The sequence below is a fragment of the Specibacter sp. NPDC078692 genome (assembly GCF_040686835.1).
Lineage (GTDB): Bacteria > Actinomycetota > Actinomycetes > Actinomycetales > Micrococcaceae > Specibacter.
In genome coordinates this window covers 78,419-94,313 of record NZ_JBFBLV010000005.1, presented here as the reverse complement: position 1 = coordinate 94,313, position 15,895 = coordinate 78,419, and the positions used below count along the sequence as shown (strand labels likewise).

Here is a 15,895-nt window from a genome sequence, read left to right as displayed (position 1 = left end):
TAACGGGACCGGCCATTGGATGCACACCCCTCAAATGGTTCTACCCCCGCCAAGGAGCCTTCGTGTCCCAGCCTGAAATTCATGATCCCTTCGCCTTTGTTGGCCTGACGTACGACGACGTATTGCTCCTTCCCGGACACACCAACGTGATTCCCTCCGAAGCTGACACCAGCTCACGGGTATCCAAGCGCATTACGGTCCAAACCCCGTTGCTGTCAGCGGCTATGGACACCGTGACCGAGTCACGCATGGCCATCGCCATGGCACGCCAAGGCGGTTTGGGTGTTGTTCACCGCAACCTCTCGATCGAGCGCCAGGCTGAGGAAGTGGATCTGGTCAAGCGCAGCGAATCAGGCATGATCACCAACCCGGTCACCGTTGGCCCCGACGCCACACTGGCTGAGCTCGATGAGCTGTGTGCCCGATTCCGTGTGTCCGGGCTGCCAGTTGTGGACCCGGATGGCCGCCTCATGGGCATCGTCACCAACCGCGACACCGTGTTCATTCCGGAAAACGAATACTCCACGCGACTGGTTCGCGATGTTATGACGAACATGCCGCTGATCACCGGCCAGGTTGGCATCAGCCGTGAAGAAGCCTCGGGCTTGCTGGCTAAGAACAAGATTGAGAAACTTCCCCTCGTGGACAAGGCCGGCGTGCTCCGCGGCCTCATCACCGTCAAGGACTTCGCCAAGGCTGAGCAGTACCCGCTGGCCACCAAGGACGACGAAGGTCGTCTGCGTGTAGGTGCAGCCATCGGCTTCTTCGGCGACGGGTACGAGCGCGCCATGGCTCTGGTTGACGCCGGTGTTGACGCTTTGTTCGTGGACACCGCCAATGGCCACAGCCAGGGCGTGCTGGAAATGATCGAACGCCTGAAGAAGGAAAAGTCTGCCGCTCATGTTGATGTCATTGGCGGCCAGGCAGCAACGCGCGAGGGCGCTCAGGCCCTGATCGACGCCGGCGCTGACGGCATTAAGGTCGGCGTTGGCCCGGGCTCCATCTGCACCACCCGCGTGGTTGCCGGTGTTGGCGTTCCGCAGATCACCGCCATCTACGAATCCGCCAAGGCTGCCATCCCTGCCGGCGTTCCGTTGATTGCCGACGGTGGCCTGCAGTACTCAGGCGATATCGGCAAGGCACTGGTTGCCGGCGCCGATACCGTCATGATCGGCTCATTGCTGGCCGGTACTGAGGAGTCTCCGGGCGAGACCGTGTTCGTCAACGGCAAGCAGTTCAAGGCTTACCGCGGCATGGGCTCATTGGGTGCCATGCAGACCCGCGGCAACAACACCTCCTACTCCAAGGACCGTTATTTCCAGGCCGATGTGTCCGGCGATGAGAAGCTCATCCCCGAAGGCATCGAAGGCCGCGTTGCCTACCGCGGGCCGCTGGCTTCGGTGGCTTACCAGCTGGTTGGCGGCCTGCGCCAGACCATGTTCTACGTCGGTTCCCCGACCATTCCCGAGCTGAAGGCGCGCGGCAAGTTCGTGCGCATCACGGCTGCTGGGTTGAAGGAATCCCACCCTCACGACATCACCATGACCGTGGAAGCTCCGAACTACAACAAGTAAATACGTCATAAGCACGACGGCGGCCGGTCACCTTTTGTTCCAAAGGCGACCGGCCGCCGTCGTGCTTAAGGCGATTCGAGAAAGTGACAACGGTTACTGGACCGTCCTGTGACTGGAACGGTATTCCAAACTGCGGATAAGGCGAAAAACATCGCCGAAAAGTCGCCTTACCTGCAGTTTCAAACTGAGAGTACGGACTTGAACTGCGCCATGGCCTCTGCTGAGCCGTAGTTTTCTTCGATGAATTCGGATTCGGTGCCACTGCGCAGCACCCAATCGCCGGATTCCACGGCTGTCAGCTGGGCTACAACGGCTTCACCGTCAACGCGCAGGCGGCGCACCACTGCGGTAGCGGGCAGTCCTTCGGCAGCGCCGGTGAGGTATTCATTGCTCAGGTGGAGGGCCAAATCGAGCATGGCTGCGCCGGATTCAATGGGCTGGATCTCGTGAACGCCGTAGGGGCTGATGCTCAGCAAGACGGCTCCCACGTTGGAGCCAACGGCGAAGAGTACGTGGCTGCTGGTGGGGGTGGTCAGCTTGATTTCCAACCATTCCTGGGCCTGGGAAAGCACGGTGCCCACCACGGCGCACCTGTCCACGGGAACAATCTTTTCACCTTGGGGGGAGGCCAGTCCGCGCACCATGAGCGTGGTCAGGCCGGCGTTGTGCAGCAGTTCATTGTCGCCGTGTTGGTCGAGGCGAAGCAGCCCTAAAGTGACGGCAGCAGATTCCGTCGGAGTCATCGACAGCAGTACTAGGAGCTCATGGTCGGTCATGCGAAGTTCAGTGTCAGTCATGTCCCCAGCCTACGTTGTGGGACGCAACCGGGGCTAAGTGGTGGCAGACAGAGCGGCCAAGCGGGCTATCGAAGCTAGAGCGGGCCGAACGGCCTGTCGGCATGCGGATCCCGCCAATTCAGGGACATGGCCTCCAGTTCGTGGCGAAGAGCAGGGGTGTTTTCAATGTAGCGTCTGAAATCGCGGCGGGCGTTTTGAGCAAAATATGGGGGCACAACAAAGGTGCTGACCATACCGAGCACAAACAGGGCCATGACGGCAAAGAAGGCAAAGGCCGGGCCGGGCCCTTGAGAGAGCCACCCGGATAGGGCCAAAACCAGGGGCGCGCCTGTTGCCACGCCAAGAAATATGGCCAGTCCCAACCCGGAGGAAACCCGTTCGGGGCCCCTGGATATCCCCGGCGGTGGAACGTGCGCAATTTGGGGAAGTTTTAGCCGACGGACCAGAACACCCACAGCAGCCAGGGCCAGTCCGCCTGCCAACAGCGTGATCCATAGGGCGGGGACGCCGGTCATCAGCGTCGCCGCCAGGATGCCCCCGCCCAACAAACAAGCGGCAACGCCGGTGCAGGCACCAGCCAATCCGCGGTACTGTCCGTAAGTCCACGCCATGTCGCGTAACGCCGAAGGTGTGGTGGGCGGTGCCATGCGTGCCATGTCCGAACTCAGCCAATAGTCCAGGGGCTGGCCCGGGGTGGCTGGATACGGGGTGTAGTAGTTCATGTGCCGGGCTCCTCAAGGCGCTTTGCGGATTGCGGTGGCCTGGAAAAAAATGTCAGAAACGGGTAGATGGTCAGGGGAACCGCCAACAGGATGGGGTCAACGCTCCACCGGGCGTCGACGCCGGCAACGGTCAAATACCAGAACAGGGCCGCCATGGCCCACAGGACCGCGGCCACCAGGGCCAAGGCTGCTGGCCGGCGTCGATTGCCCTCGGCGCCCTCTCGCCCCGCAGGAATTCGGCGGATGGCGAGCCAAAGAAACACGAACGGAACAGCAAAAAGAACCGCGCCCAACACCGCTATGCCGCCGCGGGACTTCCCTCCCCAGACCGGATCAGCCAGGGCCAATACTGCGAAACAAGCCACCACGGTCCCCGTGAAGAGCAACAGCGTCACGGCACGTCCACGGGAGGTAGCGCTGAGCGGCGAAGAGAAAGAAGGGCCCTGCCGACCGGAAGGCTCAGTGGGAGGGATCGGCATTAACTTGACAGGGCCGCGTGCAGGTCTTGGAAGGCGGACTCAGCCGTCACTTTCTTCTTCTGCTCGGCATCACCACTACCAGTCAACAACGTCCACCCCTCGGCCTCCCGTTTCAGGTTCGCGGTGCGTGAACTGCCAACGGCAGGGTGGTGGGTGAGCATTGCTGCAGCGGGAAGACCATCCGTGGCGTCTTCTAGATATGCTCGCGCCAGCAAGGTGCCCAATTGGGGCAGGCCTGCTGAGGCATCCACCGGGCGCACTTGATGAGCCCCCAGCCGGTCGAGGGAAAACAAGAGGGCGCCGTGTTCGGAGACGGCCACAAACATGACATGGTCTGCTCCAGGGGTCACAAAGGCTACCTCTAACCATTCGGTGGCCGTGGTCAACACGGCAGCCACCATGGCGCCACGCTCCACGGGAACGATGTCCTCGCCGCTGGGTTCCGCCATGCCGCGGGCCAGCAGAGTGGTGACGCCAACGCGCTCCAGAACGTCGCGGTGGGCAACATTGCTAAGCCGAAAAACGTCACGAGTTGCTGCTGCAGCCTCGGTGGGGTTCATGGCCAAAAGGGCTAGGAGCTCGTGGTCAGTGAGCAGCAGTTCTGATTCGTCAGTCATGTTTTCCTCTGCGATGGACTGTGGGTGCAATGCGGGACAGGGCTTGCAATAGACTCTATCCGCCGGTTAGCCAGCCCCAGGCCTTCTTGGCAACGTTGGCGGTTTCCTTGCCTATCCACTGGGCACCCTCGACGATTTTTGTCCCGGTCCACTGCACACCGGCGCCAACCATTTCGCTGGTTGAGTCATAGCCCAGGGATGATGAGAGTATGCCTAAACCTGCCCAGGCAACACCGGCAATCGCAAATGCCGGCCCCACTACGGGAATGAACGAGCCTACGCCTAGAACTGCTGAGATTCCGCCATCCAGCATCTGGTTGCCGTCGCCATTGATGAATCCTTCGGCGAACTGCATGCCGCCACCAATGACACTGAGTGCACCGGAAGCACGCCCCAGCATGGAAAGCCCGTTGAGTAGCTGGGTGCCCTTGAAATACTGGCCCAACTGTCCCGCCCTGGCACCAAACACGGTCCACGGCAATTTTTGCAGTAGCCCGCCCTTGACCATTTTGCCCAGGAGGTTATCGGCGAAGACGCCGGCTGTGCTGGCCAGCATGTTGACGCCTTGGTAAATGGGGTTACCGTTGGCGTCAACCACCTCACCCAGCCACTCATGGTCGCCGCCACCGCCTCCGCCACCGCCTCCGTCGCCGCCACCTGCGTTGCCGCCGCCGCCAGCAGCGGATGGGGCAGCGCCGCCGCCGGATGCACTGGCGGTGGTTTGCTCATCCGCCTGTGACTTCAGGAGCGTGGCATTTGTAGAGAGCAGGGTTGCCGTGTTGTTCAGTTTGGCCCTCATACCGTTGTTCCACTGGACACGGAACCGATCGCTGTCCGGGCCGGTCCAGCGGGCATGGGCCACGGCGCCGCCGAGGGTCATGGCGGCCTGTTTCAGGGCACTGCCCGAGCTCTCCATGGTCTTGGCGAGGGCAAGTAGTTGTTCTGGGTCTGCCCCGATCATGCCATCTGCCATGCTCGCCGCCTGCCTTTCATATTATTCGAGTCCGTGGCTTGGATACCGCGATTCTTCCACTCACCGTAGTTGAACTTTTGATTCTGCACGATGGGGAGTTCTCACTATGTGAGCCCCTGCTCCCGATAGAATCAACGCATGCTTTCCTCCTATGACCACACCACCGAATATTCGCATTGGGATTCTGGGCTCTGGACCCGCGTCCTTGCTGCATCCGGAGTGAGCAACCCTCTCACCGGCGCCGCGTTTACCGAAGCCATGCTGTCCGGGCTGGCGGGCGGCATCGGCTTCATGATCTTCACGTTTGAATACAAGAACATCACCACGGCGTCGGCTGTCACCCGCTTCCACCCCGGCCCGTACACGGAAAATCTGCTGCGCCGCAGCGGTGCCGCCGTCAACATCCAGCAAACCGGCAGCGCCTCCTTGGCCCAGAGCCGCTTGAATGCTGCGCTGGACACGGGAGTGCCCGCCGTGGTGCGTGTTGTCCGCGGCAAGCTGCCGTGGGTGGCCGAAGACCCGTTGGCCGACATGGAATCCGTGGACGTGGCCGTGGTGGGCCGAGACGGCGAGGATTACCTGATGGACGACGGCGGCGGGAGACTGGAGCGAATCAGTCCTCTCGCGCTGGCGCAGGCGCGTAATTCCCGTAAGGCGGACAAGCATTGGCAGGCCCATGTGGTCACGGGCGCCCGCTCCGCGATGGAGGAACTGGAAGGTGAAGCCCTGACCACCGATGTGGTGCGGCAGGCGATGGCGGACACGGCGCAGGAGCTGCTCTCAGAGCAGGCGCCACCGGGCGTGCCGCCGGGTTACGCCAGGAACTTTGGCATTTTGGGGATGATGATGTGGGCTCAGCGGCTGACAGATTCCACCTCCAAGCACGGCTGGGTGCGGATCTTTGCAGACCCGAAACGCTCGGTGACAGGCCTGGGCATGCTCCACGCACTGCTCACGGGCCGGCGATTCAGTGGCCCCGGAGCCTTGCGCCCGTTGTATGGGCAATTCCTCCGCGAGGTGGCGGCCGACGGGGCGGCGGTGTCCGGCGTCGAACGTGGAAGTTTGTTGGAGGCGGCGGCGCAATATGAATCGCTGGGCGCGCACTGGGACGCGCTGACGGAGCTGGTGGGTGCGCCGGGGGAGCCGGACTTCGCCGCGATGGCTGCGCAGGTTGAGGCGATTGCCGTGCTGGAAAACGCGGCAGCGCAGGAGCTACAAGCGGCGGCGGGCGTCATTTAATGCCTCTGGCCCCGCCTGAGATAGGCTAGGGGCGTGACTTATGAGATTGAGATTGGCCGTGGAAAGCGCGGACGCCGCGCATATTCGTTGGATGAGATTTCGATTGTGCCTGCTCGGCGCACCCGCGATCCCCAAGATGTTTCGGTGAAATGGCAGATCGATGCCTACCAGTTCGAGGTGCCCGTCATTGGCGCGCCCATGGACTCCGTCATGTCCCCAGAGACCGCCATTGCCCTGGGCAAGCTGGGTGGACTCGGTGTGCTGGACCTGGAAGGGCTGTGGACTCGCTACGAGGATCCGCAGAAGGTGCTGGATGAGATTGCCACGCTGGAGGGCTCGGTCATTGAACCCGCCACCACCCGCCGTCTGCAGGAAATCTACAGCGCTCCCATTCAGGCCGAACTCATCACGGCCCGCTTGGCGGAGATCCGTGCAGCTGGTGTGACGGTGGCCGGGTCCTTGACCCCGCAGCGCACCCAAGAGTTCTACAAGACCGTGGTGGCCGCCGGCGTGGACATCTTTGTTATCCGTGGCACCACCGTGTCGGCCGAACACGTCTCCAAGACCACCGAGCCGTTGAACCTCAAACAGTTCATTTACGAGCTGGATGTCCCCGTTATTGTGGGCGGTGCAGCCGGCTACACCTCCGCACTGCACCTCATGCGGACTGGCGCAGCAGGCGTCCTGGTCGGCTTCGGCGGCGGCGCCTCCACCACCACCAGCCGCGCATTGGGCATCCGTTCGCCCATGGCCAGCGCCATCTCCGACGTCGCAGCAGCACGCCGCGATTACATGGATGAGTCCGGCGGCCGGTACGTGCATGTCATTGCCGACGGCGGTATGGGTTCCAGTGGCGACATCGTCAAAGCCATCGCCATGGGCGCCGACGCCGTCATGCTCGGCGCAGCGCTATCCCGCGCATCAGAGGCTCCCGGACAGGGCTGGCACTGGGGTGCCGAGGCACACCACCAGGAACTGCCGCGCGGGCACCGCGTGAAGATGGACACCGTAGGGACTCTGACGGAAGTGCTGTACGGCCCGGCTCACCGTTCCGATGGATCCTCCAACTTGATCGGTGCGCTGCGCCGCTCAATGGCCACCACCGGTTATTCCGATTTGAAGGAATTCCAGCGGATTGACGTGATCGTCAACCCCCGGTAATCCTCAAACGATCACCAATTTGCAGGTTTTATATGGAAGTGCCCTGATCCACTGGACCGGGGCACTTCTTTTTTCTTCAGGGTGGTGCCACAGGCGGCTCCCGTGGTTTGTCTCCCTCTCGACTCTCGCTCTGAGCTGAGCGCACCCCTGCAACAAGCCTCAGCGCATAGACTGGTGCGAAGGTTCACCCTCACCACCAGCCATTGAAAGGTACTGATGACTCCGGGCTCGCTGGAACGCTATGAAACAGAACTGACCAACTCCGGGCTGGTCATTTTGGAAATGGTGGCAGAGACCAAAGAAGATGCCGCGGCGCAATTGGCGGCAAAACTCTTTGAACAGGAACGGATGTCGGATCTTTCCGGATTCCTCAAGGACGTCAATGCCCGCGAACACCAGATGGCCACGGGCCTTCCGGGCGGGATCGGCCTGCCGCACGCCAGAAGTGAATTCGTCCAGCAAATATCTATCGCCGTGGGGATCACCAAATTTGGACACAGTCTAGATTTCGGGGCTGTTGACGGTCCGGCCACCGTGATTTTGCTGATTGCCACTCCGGACAGCTCGTTCTCCGCACACCTTGAAGTGTTGGCCACCCTGGCCAGATCCCTGTTCAAGGAAAACTTCCGCGAATCACTGCGCCGGGCGCACGACGCTGAGGTTATTGCCGAACTCATCAACTCCACCCTGGTGTTCTTCGACCACTGATCCCTCGGCCACTGACCCCTCGACCACTGTCCCCGAGTTCCGCTAAGGGCGTTGGTGCCTGCATTCGTTGTTCTACACAGATACGAAGTACCGTTGTAGTGTGTTAAAAACTGCCCTCAAACCCAAATGGATTGCCGCACTGGTGTTTGCGCTGGCCGTCGCCGCTGTTCTTGTCCTGTTGAGCCAATGGCAACTTGCCAGTTCGCTCGAGAAGGATGTGGCTCCGCCGTCGGTCACCGAAAAAGTGCAACCGCTCTTAGATACCGTCGTCCCTGGAAAGGCTATGACGGGGAACTTTGAGGGCCAGCTGGTGACCGCCACCGGCCACTTCGACGCCGGCAAACAAGTCTTGGTGTCTTCCCGCCTCGAGGGAGAAAAAGCTGGTTACTGGGTTGTCACGGCTTTCGTCGTCGATGGCGCACCCACAGTGGTGGGCGTCGCCGCCACAAAGGAAGTAGTCATTCCTGTGGCCCGCGGCTGGATTGCCGAGCCCGGCGACGCCACAACTGCGCCCGAAGGCGCCGTGCAGCTCGAGGGTCGGTTGCTAAATGCCGAAGGCCCTGAAGTTTCCCCCAACGTGCCAGATGGGCAGATTACAGCACTGGCCACCGCCGAGCTGACAAACCTTTGGGATGTCACCACCTATTCGGCCTTCATCGTTTCGCACCATGAAGTGGTGGACGGAAAAGACGTGGGCGCTTCGGCCATGACCGGGAAGATGATTCCCATTACTGTCACCGCCACCGATCAGAACAACAAGGTCCACTGGCTCAACATCTTCTACGCCATTGAGTGGGTGGTTTTTGCCGGATTCGCGCTCTTCCTTTGGTGGCGGCTCGTGGCAGATGACTACCGCCGTGATCAAGATGAACTCTTTGATATTGACTCAGATATGTACTTGGGGAACGACGACGACGGCGACCACGTTGAACCTGATGCCGGCCCCGGACGGGGTAGCGGCAGTGGAAACCAGCTTCCAGCGCCCTAACCAGCGCCCTAAACCACAGAGCTGGCGCACCAGCCCATGCATGAACCATGATTTTTTGGCTTTAGAACAGAATGAGGAGCACCGGCAGTGACCGAGCCCAGGAACACCGAATCAGCCCCAGCTGCACAGACTGCACAGCCCGCGCAGGATGCCGCATCCCGGCCCGCAGCGAAGGCGGCGCCCAAGCGACGATTTGGCGGTACGCCGGCCCAGATCCTGACGGCGTTGAAGTTCTACAAGTACCTGGCCTACGCCACCGGTGCTATGCTGCTGCTGCTGACCGTGGAGCTGATTCTCCGGTACGCATTCACCAGTGTTCTGGTTGCTGGTGGCACTGACACCACAGGGGCACCCCACGGTTTCGGATTGGTTAGCATCGACGGTGGAGTCATGCCCATCACCGGTGGCGTGAACCTGTCCACCATGGTGTTGATCGTGCACGGCTGGATGTACGTGGTCTACCTCATCGCAGACTTCCGCCTCTGGACCCTCATGCGTTGGCCGTTCAGTAAATTGATACTGATCGCCTTGGGCGGTGTGATTCCGTTCCTGTCCTTCTTCGTTGAAACGAAAGTTCACAAGGAAGTGTTGGCTGAGCTTGCCGCCAATCCCCAAGCAGGCAAACGCTACTAAAGCGCTTGCGAGTTACACAAAAAGGCCCGTCCACGACGGGCCTTTTGGTGTAACTGGTCACTGAAATGAGCGCACTGGGGCCAGTGCACTGTGCCGTGGGTTAAGATCATAGGGTGACTAATCCCGCTACGGCCCAGACTTCCCAGAAGCCCGTCCTGGTTGTGGACTACGGTGCCCAGTACGCCCAGTTGATTGCGCGCCGCGTGCGTGAGGCCAATGTGTACTCGGAAATCGTGCCGCATACCTATACAACTGAGCAGCTGCTGGCTAAAAACCCAGCTGCCATCATCCTCTCCGGTGGACCTTCAAGCGTCTACGCGGAAGGTGCCCCAAGCGTTGGTGCTGACCTGTTTGAAGCAGGCATCCCCGTTTTGGGCATCTGCTATGGCTTCCAGGCCATGGCCGCCGCCCTCGGCGGAACCGTCGCCCAGACCGGTCTGCGTGAATACGGTTCCACCCAGGTTCAGATCCTGGGCGAAAGCCGCTCCATCCTCAGTTCCACCAATGCTGACCAGACCACGTGGATGAGCCACGGTGACAGCGTTCAGGAAGCCCCTGAGGGCTTCGATGTGCTCGCTTCCTCCGCTGGTGCCCCCGTTGCCGCCTTCGCTAACGAAGAAAAGTGCCTCTTCGGTGTCCAGTGGCACCCCGAGGTCAAGCACTCCGAGTTCGGCCAGAAGGTGCTGGAGAACTTCTTGTTCAACGGCGCCAAGTTGGAAAAGAACTGGACTGCCACCAGTATTTTGGATGAGCAAGTTGAACTCATCCGCAACCAGATCGGCACTGCCAGGGTCCTGTGTGGCCTCTCTGGCGGCGTTGACTCGGCTGTCGCCGCTGCCTTGGTGCAGCGTGCCGTGGGCGATCAGCTCACCTGCGTGTTCGTCAACCACGGGCTGCTGCGTCAAGGCGAAGCAGAGCAGGTGGAGCTGGACTTTGTGGCTTCCACCGGTGCCAAGCTGTATGTCGCCAACGAGCAGGACCGCTTCCTGAACGCACTGGCCGGGGTTTCTGACCCCGAAACCAAGCGCAAGATCATTGGTCGCGAATTCATTCGTGCCTTCGAAGAAGCTGAGCGTGCCATCATGGCCGAGGCAGCTTTGGAAGGCGAAGAGATCAAGTTCCTGGTCCAAGGCACGCTGTACCCCGATGTGGTTGAATCTGGTGGCGGCGAAGGTGCTGCCAACATCAAGAGCCACCACAATGTCGGTGGCCTGCCTGAAGATCTGCGCTTTGAGCTCGTTGAGCCCTTGCGTGCACTGTTCAAGGATGAGGTACGTGCAGTTGGCGCCGAGCTGGGATTGCCGCCAGAGATCGTCGGCCGCCAGCCGTTCCCCGGCCCAGGTCTGGGCATCCGCATCGTGGGCGAAATCACCGGCGAACGCCTGGAACTGCTGCGCAACGCAGACGCGATTGCCCGCGCCGAGCTCACCGCAGCGGGTCTGGACAACGAAGTGTGGCAGATGCCGGTTGTCCTGCTGGCAGATGTCCGCAGCGTCGGTGTCATGGGCGACGGCCGCACCTACGGTCACCCGATCGTGCTGCGCCCCGTGTCCTCCGAGGACGCAATGACAGCTGACTGGTCGCGCTTGCCGTACGATCTGCTGGCGAAGATCTCCAACCGAATCACCAATGAGGTGGAAGGTGTCAACCGAGTTGTTTTGGACGTCACGTCCAAGCCGCCGGGAACCATTGAGTGGGAGTAATCCCCTAGGTATCGCTGGAGAGCATCAATAGGGCCTATATTTCGGGTCTAATTTGCTGCTCTCCAGTGTGCCGAACAGGCAATGGAGGGCTAGGAGCGATAGCCTGAATTACATGTCAGTATGGTCAAGACCGTTCCGCTCAAGTGCAGAGAAGAAGGCACCCGTGTCCGAAGTTGCAGGGCCCAAGGAGAGCTCGTTGGAGCTCCAAGCCTGGCTTGCGGGATTGGACTCATATTCTGGTTCCGACACCTCGCTTGCCTTCGCAATCACCGAGCACGGCAGCATCTCCCTCACGCACGCCCACCCATCGGGCCTAGCCCAGCTGCTGGCCGGCCGTAAAACCCGGCTGTCAACGCTGATCCGCGAACCGGAACACTACGGTGCCGCCAAGAAAGCCGCAGCCGCGCTGCGCGCTAAAATCTTTGAGCTGAGTACCGATCGCGGGATCGATGTCGGGTATCTCGGCGCCGGGATGGCCCGCTGGCCTGCCGATGACCACAGCGGCACCGATGTGTGCGCGCCTGTGCTGCTGGCCGCCGTCGCACTTACCGTACGTCCCGGGCAGGACGACTACGAACTCCAGCTCATGGAGCAGGCACAAATCAACCCTGCTCTGGTCAAGCACCTTGCGCACAACACCAGCATTCGTTTGGACGCTCCGGCACTGGGACGGTTGGCCTACAGCACCGCACGCTTTGATCCGGCCCCCGTGCTGGACCGGATCCGCTCCCTTTTGTCGCCCATTCCAGGATCCAGCGTCGATCATGAACTAGTGGTCTCCACCTTCGCTTTCTTTGCCGATAACCTCAACGACCCCGCACTGCTTGAGGGCACCGAACTGGTCGAAACACTGCAGCAACACAGCGGTGACGATGTCCTCCCGGTGGAGCTAGAACCAGATTTCTCGCGCTTCACCTCACTGGATGAGCGCAATCCCGACGATGAACTGCTGGTGCTCGACGCCGATCCGCAGCAGCAATACGTGCTGGATATGATCCGCGCGGGAGAGTCTGTGCTGGTTTCCACTCCTCCCGGAACCGGCCAAACCCAGACCGCCATCAATGCGATCGCGCAGTTGGTCCATGACGGCAAGAGCGTCCTTGTTGTGGGCGAAAGGCGTGGCACGCTCAATGAGCTGGCCCAGATCCTGAGCGAACATGATCTTGACTCCCTGTTGCTGCAGCTCAGTGCCCAAAGCGGTCCGCAGCAAATCAAATCACAGCTGATCCGTGCCATTACACGCAACGAAAAAGCCGTAGAACCGAAGCTAGGCAGCTTGCATGAAACCCTGGTGGATCACCGTCACCAGCTGATGGACCATGTGGCAAGCCTGCACAATGTTCGTGAACGCTGGGGCTGCTCGCCCTATCAGGCCATGCAGTCGCTGGCTGAACTGACCTCAATCCATCCGGCGCCTTCCACCACTGTGCGCCTGAAGCGCAGCGTGCTGGACAGCATCCGCGACCGCAAGGATCTTAGCGCCAGGCTACGCCGGGCCGCGGAACTGGGCGCCTTCAGTCAGGTTGCTGTCAGCAGCGCTTGGCACGGTGCCCGCATGGTCACCCGCAAGGAAACTGAAGCCGCTTATTCGCTGGCGGAGCAACTGCACAGTCAGGTTCCTGAATTCTCCAAGAAGATGCAGGAAGTGGCTGAATTTGGCCAGATCCGCCAAGGAAATTCCTTTGCAGAATGGGGCCGCCAGCTGAACATGCTGGTGGCTATCCGGGAAAGCTTGGACAAGTTCAGTGCAGACATTTTTGACTGGTCCACGGATGACATGATTGCCGCAACGGCAACAGCTGCATGGCGTCGTGAACGCGGCATTGAGATGCCGGCTCTGCAACGGGCCCGGTTCCGCCGCAATGCCAGGGATCTGGTGCGCCCCGGTGTGCACATCGCCGATCTGCACGCGTCGCTAGTTCTGGTGAACGAACAAAGTGCGCTGTGGGCGGAAGCGGCCACCAGCAAACGCCATCCCACGGTGCCATCCGGGCTGGCGGAGTTGAGTCGCACTTTTGTCGCGCTGCGCGAGAAGCTGCTCAAACTCGGAGCCGTCCTGGAACGCACCGTCGACGGCGGAGACCTACTGAACTTCAACGCCGGGGAGTTGATTGGTCGCCTCGAGGCGCTCGTTGATTCGCAGGACACTCTGGAGACGTTGCCAGAGCGCACCCTGTTGCTTGAAGGCATGCGCGAACAAGGTCTGGGTGAATTGCTGGACGATCTGGCCCGGCGTGAAGTGCCGGCTGTGCAAACCGGCTCGGAACTCGAACTGGCGTGGTGGCAGTCAGCCCTGGAAGCCATGATCAGCGGTGATGAGTATCTTGCCATGTCCGACGGCGAGAATCTCCGCCGCTTGGAAGCCGAGTTCCGCCTCGCGGACCAAGCCCATGTTGCATCGGGTCCCGGGCGCATCCGCTGGGGCTTGGCGCAAGCCTGGGCACAAGTGTTAGCTGGCCGCAACCGCCAAGGTGAAATGCTCCGAAACGTCCTCAAGGACGGCCGCGTTTCTTTGGCTGCACTGAGCGCTCAGGCGCCGGACCTGCTGCGCAACCTAGCACCCGTGTTCGTCTTGAGTCCGCTGGTGGTGCCATCAGCGCTTCCCGCCGGGTACCGATTCGACACCGTTGTCATTCTCGATGCCGAATCCACGTCGCTGCAATCTGCGTTGCCCTCGCTGGCACGTGCCGATCAAGTGGTGGCCTTTGGTGATGAGCAAACAGCTTGCCCCAAGAGTTTCACGGTTGCCGTCAGTGCCCCCGAGAAACGCCAGCAGGAACAACACCCGCTAGAAAGCATTTTTGGTGCGTTGTCGCGCATTCTGCCGCGTCACCGGCTCACCGTTTCCTACCGGGCCGTGGACGAAGAGCTGGTCCGTCAGCTCAGCACTGGCTTCTATGACTCTCAGCTGGAACGGCTGCCCGACGGACGCGCTGTCACAGGGCTTGAACGCGCCCTGACCGTTGACTACTTGCCCGATGGTAAGGGCCTGCCCGGAACTGACAGCGGTGGGGTCGAGTCGGTAGTGGCCGAGGTTAACCGCGTCGTAGACCTCGTCTTCGAACACGCCAGGGTGCGCCCTCGCGAGTCACTGGCCATCATTACCGCCAGTGATAGGCACGCCGTCCGGGTGGCCCAGGCCATCCGTCTGCAAATGGCTAACCACCCCCTGTTGGCTGATTTCTTTGCTTCAGGGCCCGAGTCCTTCCGCGTGGTCACCGTTGACAGAGCTGCTGGTCTGGTGCGGGACAGGGTCATCTTCTCCTTGGGCTACGGCCGCACCCCGCACGGCCGGGCACTGCACGGCTTCGGACCGCTGTCAGAACCCGACGGGCGCGCCAAATTCGCTTTGGCCATGACGAGGGCGCGCACCCACATTCACATCGTCACGTGCTTCCGGCCCGAAGACCTGGATGTAAGCCGCCTGAGCTTTGGCGCCGTCGATTTTTTTGAGCTCCTTGACCGTGAGATTGCAGGCAACTCCCTTCTGGGAAGCCCTGCTAGCCGCGCCTTGGACAGCGAAAAAGAAACTGGCGAAGACCCGCTCGTTGCCGATCTTGCCGACAGACTCCGCGCCCGCGGTGCCCGCGTATGGCACCACTATGACGGCGCTCTGGACATGGCGGCAGCACCGGATCCCATTCAATTGCTGGGCCGTGCCGATCACGAAGTCCCTGTGCCCGTTGCAGTCGAATCGGACGGTACCGCCAAGTACCAAAAGATGAGTGTGCGTGAACGCAGCAGGCTCCGCCCGCAGATGCTGGAGCGGCTTGGCTGGCGCTACGTTCCGCTGTGGACGATCGAAGTCTTCACCGACCCGTCAAGCTGCGCGGACCAGATTGCCCGGTACCTTGATATGGGATCAACCGCAGGCGACGCTGATCTTTCCTCCCTCATGGGGACGTCACTGGACACATCCATGACGGCTGTCATTGATTCGCCGCGTTCCCGCCGCCGTCAAGGCGCTGAGTCTGAACATGGTGGGGACGCAGCAACGCTTCCGGCCCAGTCAACTACTCAGGACGCCCCGAAAGAAAATGAATCCGAAGAAGGAGCGCCGCTGATGGGCGAGCAAGCGGAGAGTCTCAAGGGCGAAAAGGATGTTGTTACTGTTGCTGCAGCAGAGTCAACGTCAGAGGCCGCCTCGGAGAAGGACAGTAAGACTGCGCCAGCAGAGTCCGATTCCGCACTGTTGCCCAAAATTGCCCCGCACGATGCAGACCACACATGGGGCGATTCCGTCTCGGATCGTGGACACGATGCATGGTTGCGCGAGAATAAACCCCCGCATTGGGGATAAA

13 protein-coding genes are annotated in these 15,895 nt (G+C 61.1%); 8 read left to right on the top strand and 5 right to left on the bottom strand.

Going from position 1 to position 15,895, the window contains the following annotated elements; translation table 11 throughout:
• The first annotated feature begins 62 nt into the window (after window positions 1-62).
• Window positions 63-1,574 carry an IMP dehydrogenase gene (guaB, locus tag AB0O97_RS05545; RefSeq protein WP_363843500.1) on the top strand — a complete coding sequence of 504 codons (1,512 nt, stop codon included), beginning with the start codon at window positions 63-65 and terminating at the stop codon, window positions 1,572-1,574.
• Between the two features lie 179 nt (window positions 1,575-1,753).
• On the opposite strand, the gene AB0O97_RS05540 is transcribed toward guaB, so the two are convergent.
• The 5 genes from AB0O97_RS05540 to AB0O97_RS05520 form a co-directional block, all read right to left on the bottom strand.
• Window positions 1,754-2,371 (bottom strand): hypothetical protein, encoded by a 618-nt coding sequence (locus AB0O97_RS05540; protein WP_363845075.1) that lies wholly within the window; start codon window positions 2,369-2,371, stop codon window positions 1,754-1,756.
• Between the two features lie 74 nt (window positions 2,372-2,445).
• Window positions 2,446-3,093, bottom strand: coding sequence for a hypothetical protein (locus AB0O97_RS05535; protein WP_363845078.1), 648 nt, complete (start codon window positions 3,091-3,093; stop codon window positions 2,446-2,448).
• On the bottom strand, window positions 3,090-3,488 hold the full coding sequence (locus AB0O97_RS05530; protein WP_363845082.1) for a hypothetical protein: 399 nt from the start codon (window positions 3,486-3,488) through the stop codon (window positions 3,090-3,092). The genes AB0O97_RS05535 and AB0O97_RS05530 overlap by 4 nt, the downstream gene beginning before the upstream one ends.
• An 83-nt stretch (window positions 3,489-3,571) precedes the next feature.
• Entirely contained in the window at window positions 3,572-4,189 is a 618-nt protein-coding gene (locus AB0O97_RS05525) for a hypothetical protein (protein ID WP_363845085.1), read from the bottom strand.
• 55 nt (window positions 4,190-4,244) lie between these two features.
• Window positions 4,245-5,162, bottom strand: coding sequence for a hypothetical protein (locus AB0O97_RS05520; RefSeq protein ID WP_363845088.1), 918 nt, complete (start codon window positions 5,160-5,162; stop codon window positions 4,245-4,247).
• Between the two features lie 138 nt (window positions 5,163-5,300).
• Here AB0O97_RS05520 and AB0O97_RS05515 point away from each other — a divergent pair, with 138 nt between their 5' ends.
• From AB0O97_RS05515 to AB0O97_RS05485, 7 genes are all read left to right on the top strand, one after another.
• A complete protein-coding gene (locus AB0O97_RS05515) occupies window positions 5,301-6,401 on the top strand; it encodes a BtrH N-terminal domain-containing protein (protein WP_363880877.1) in 1,101 nt (366 codons plus the stop codon).
• A 33-nt stretch (window positions 6,402-6,434) separates the two neighbouring features.
• Window positions 6,435-7,562 (top strand): GuaB3 family IMP dehydrogenase-related protein, encoded by a 1,128-nt coding sequence (locus AB0O97_RS05510; protein ID WP_363845094.1) that lies wholly within the window; start codon window positions 6,435-6,437, stop codon window positions 7,560-7,562.
• Window positions 7,563-7,778: 216 nt separating this feature from the next.
• Window positions 7,779-8,270 carry a PTS sugar transporter subunit IIA gene (locus tag AB0O97_RS05505; RefSeq protein ID WP_363880874.1) on the top strand — a complete coding sequence of 164 codons (492 nt, stop codon included), beginning with the start codon at window positions 7,779-7,781 and terminating at the stop codon, window positions 8,268-8,270.
• A 100-nt stretch (window positions 8,271-8,370) separates the two neighbouring features.
• Window positions 8,371-9,258, top strand: coding sequence for an SURF1 family protein (locus tag AB0O97_RS05500; protein WP_363845100.1), 888 nt, complete (start codon window positions 8,371-8,373; stop codon window positions 9,256-9,258).
• A gap of 213 nt (window positions 9,259-9,471) precedes the next feature.
• Window positions 9,472-9,891 carry a DUF3817 domain-containing protein gene (locus AB0O97_RS05495; RefSeq protein ID WP_363845205.1) on the top strand — a complete coding sequence of 140 codons (420 nt, stop codon included), beginning with the start codon at window positions 9,472-9,474 and terminating at the stop codon, window positions 9,889-9,891.
• A gap of 113 nt (window positions 9,892-10,004) precedes the next feature.
• Window positions 10,005-11,594: a glutamine-hydrolyzing GMP synthase gene (gene guaA / locus AB0O97_RS05490; protein WP_363845103.1), complete on the top strand. Its 1,590-nt coding sequence runs from the start codon at window positions 10,005-10,007 to the stop codon at window positions 11,592-11,594.
• A gap of 112 nt (window positions 11,595-11,706) precedes the next feature.
• Complete coding sequence (locus AB0O97_RS05485; RefSeq protein WP_363880871.1) at window positions 11,707-15,894, top strand: DUF4011 domain-containing protein; 4,188 nt, start codon at window positions 11,707-11,709, stop codon at window positions 15,892-15,894.
• The last annotated feature ends 1 nt before the right edge of the window (window position 15,895 follow it).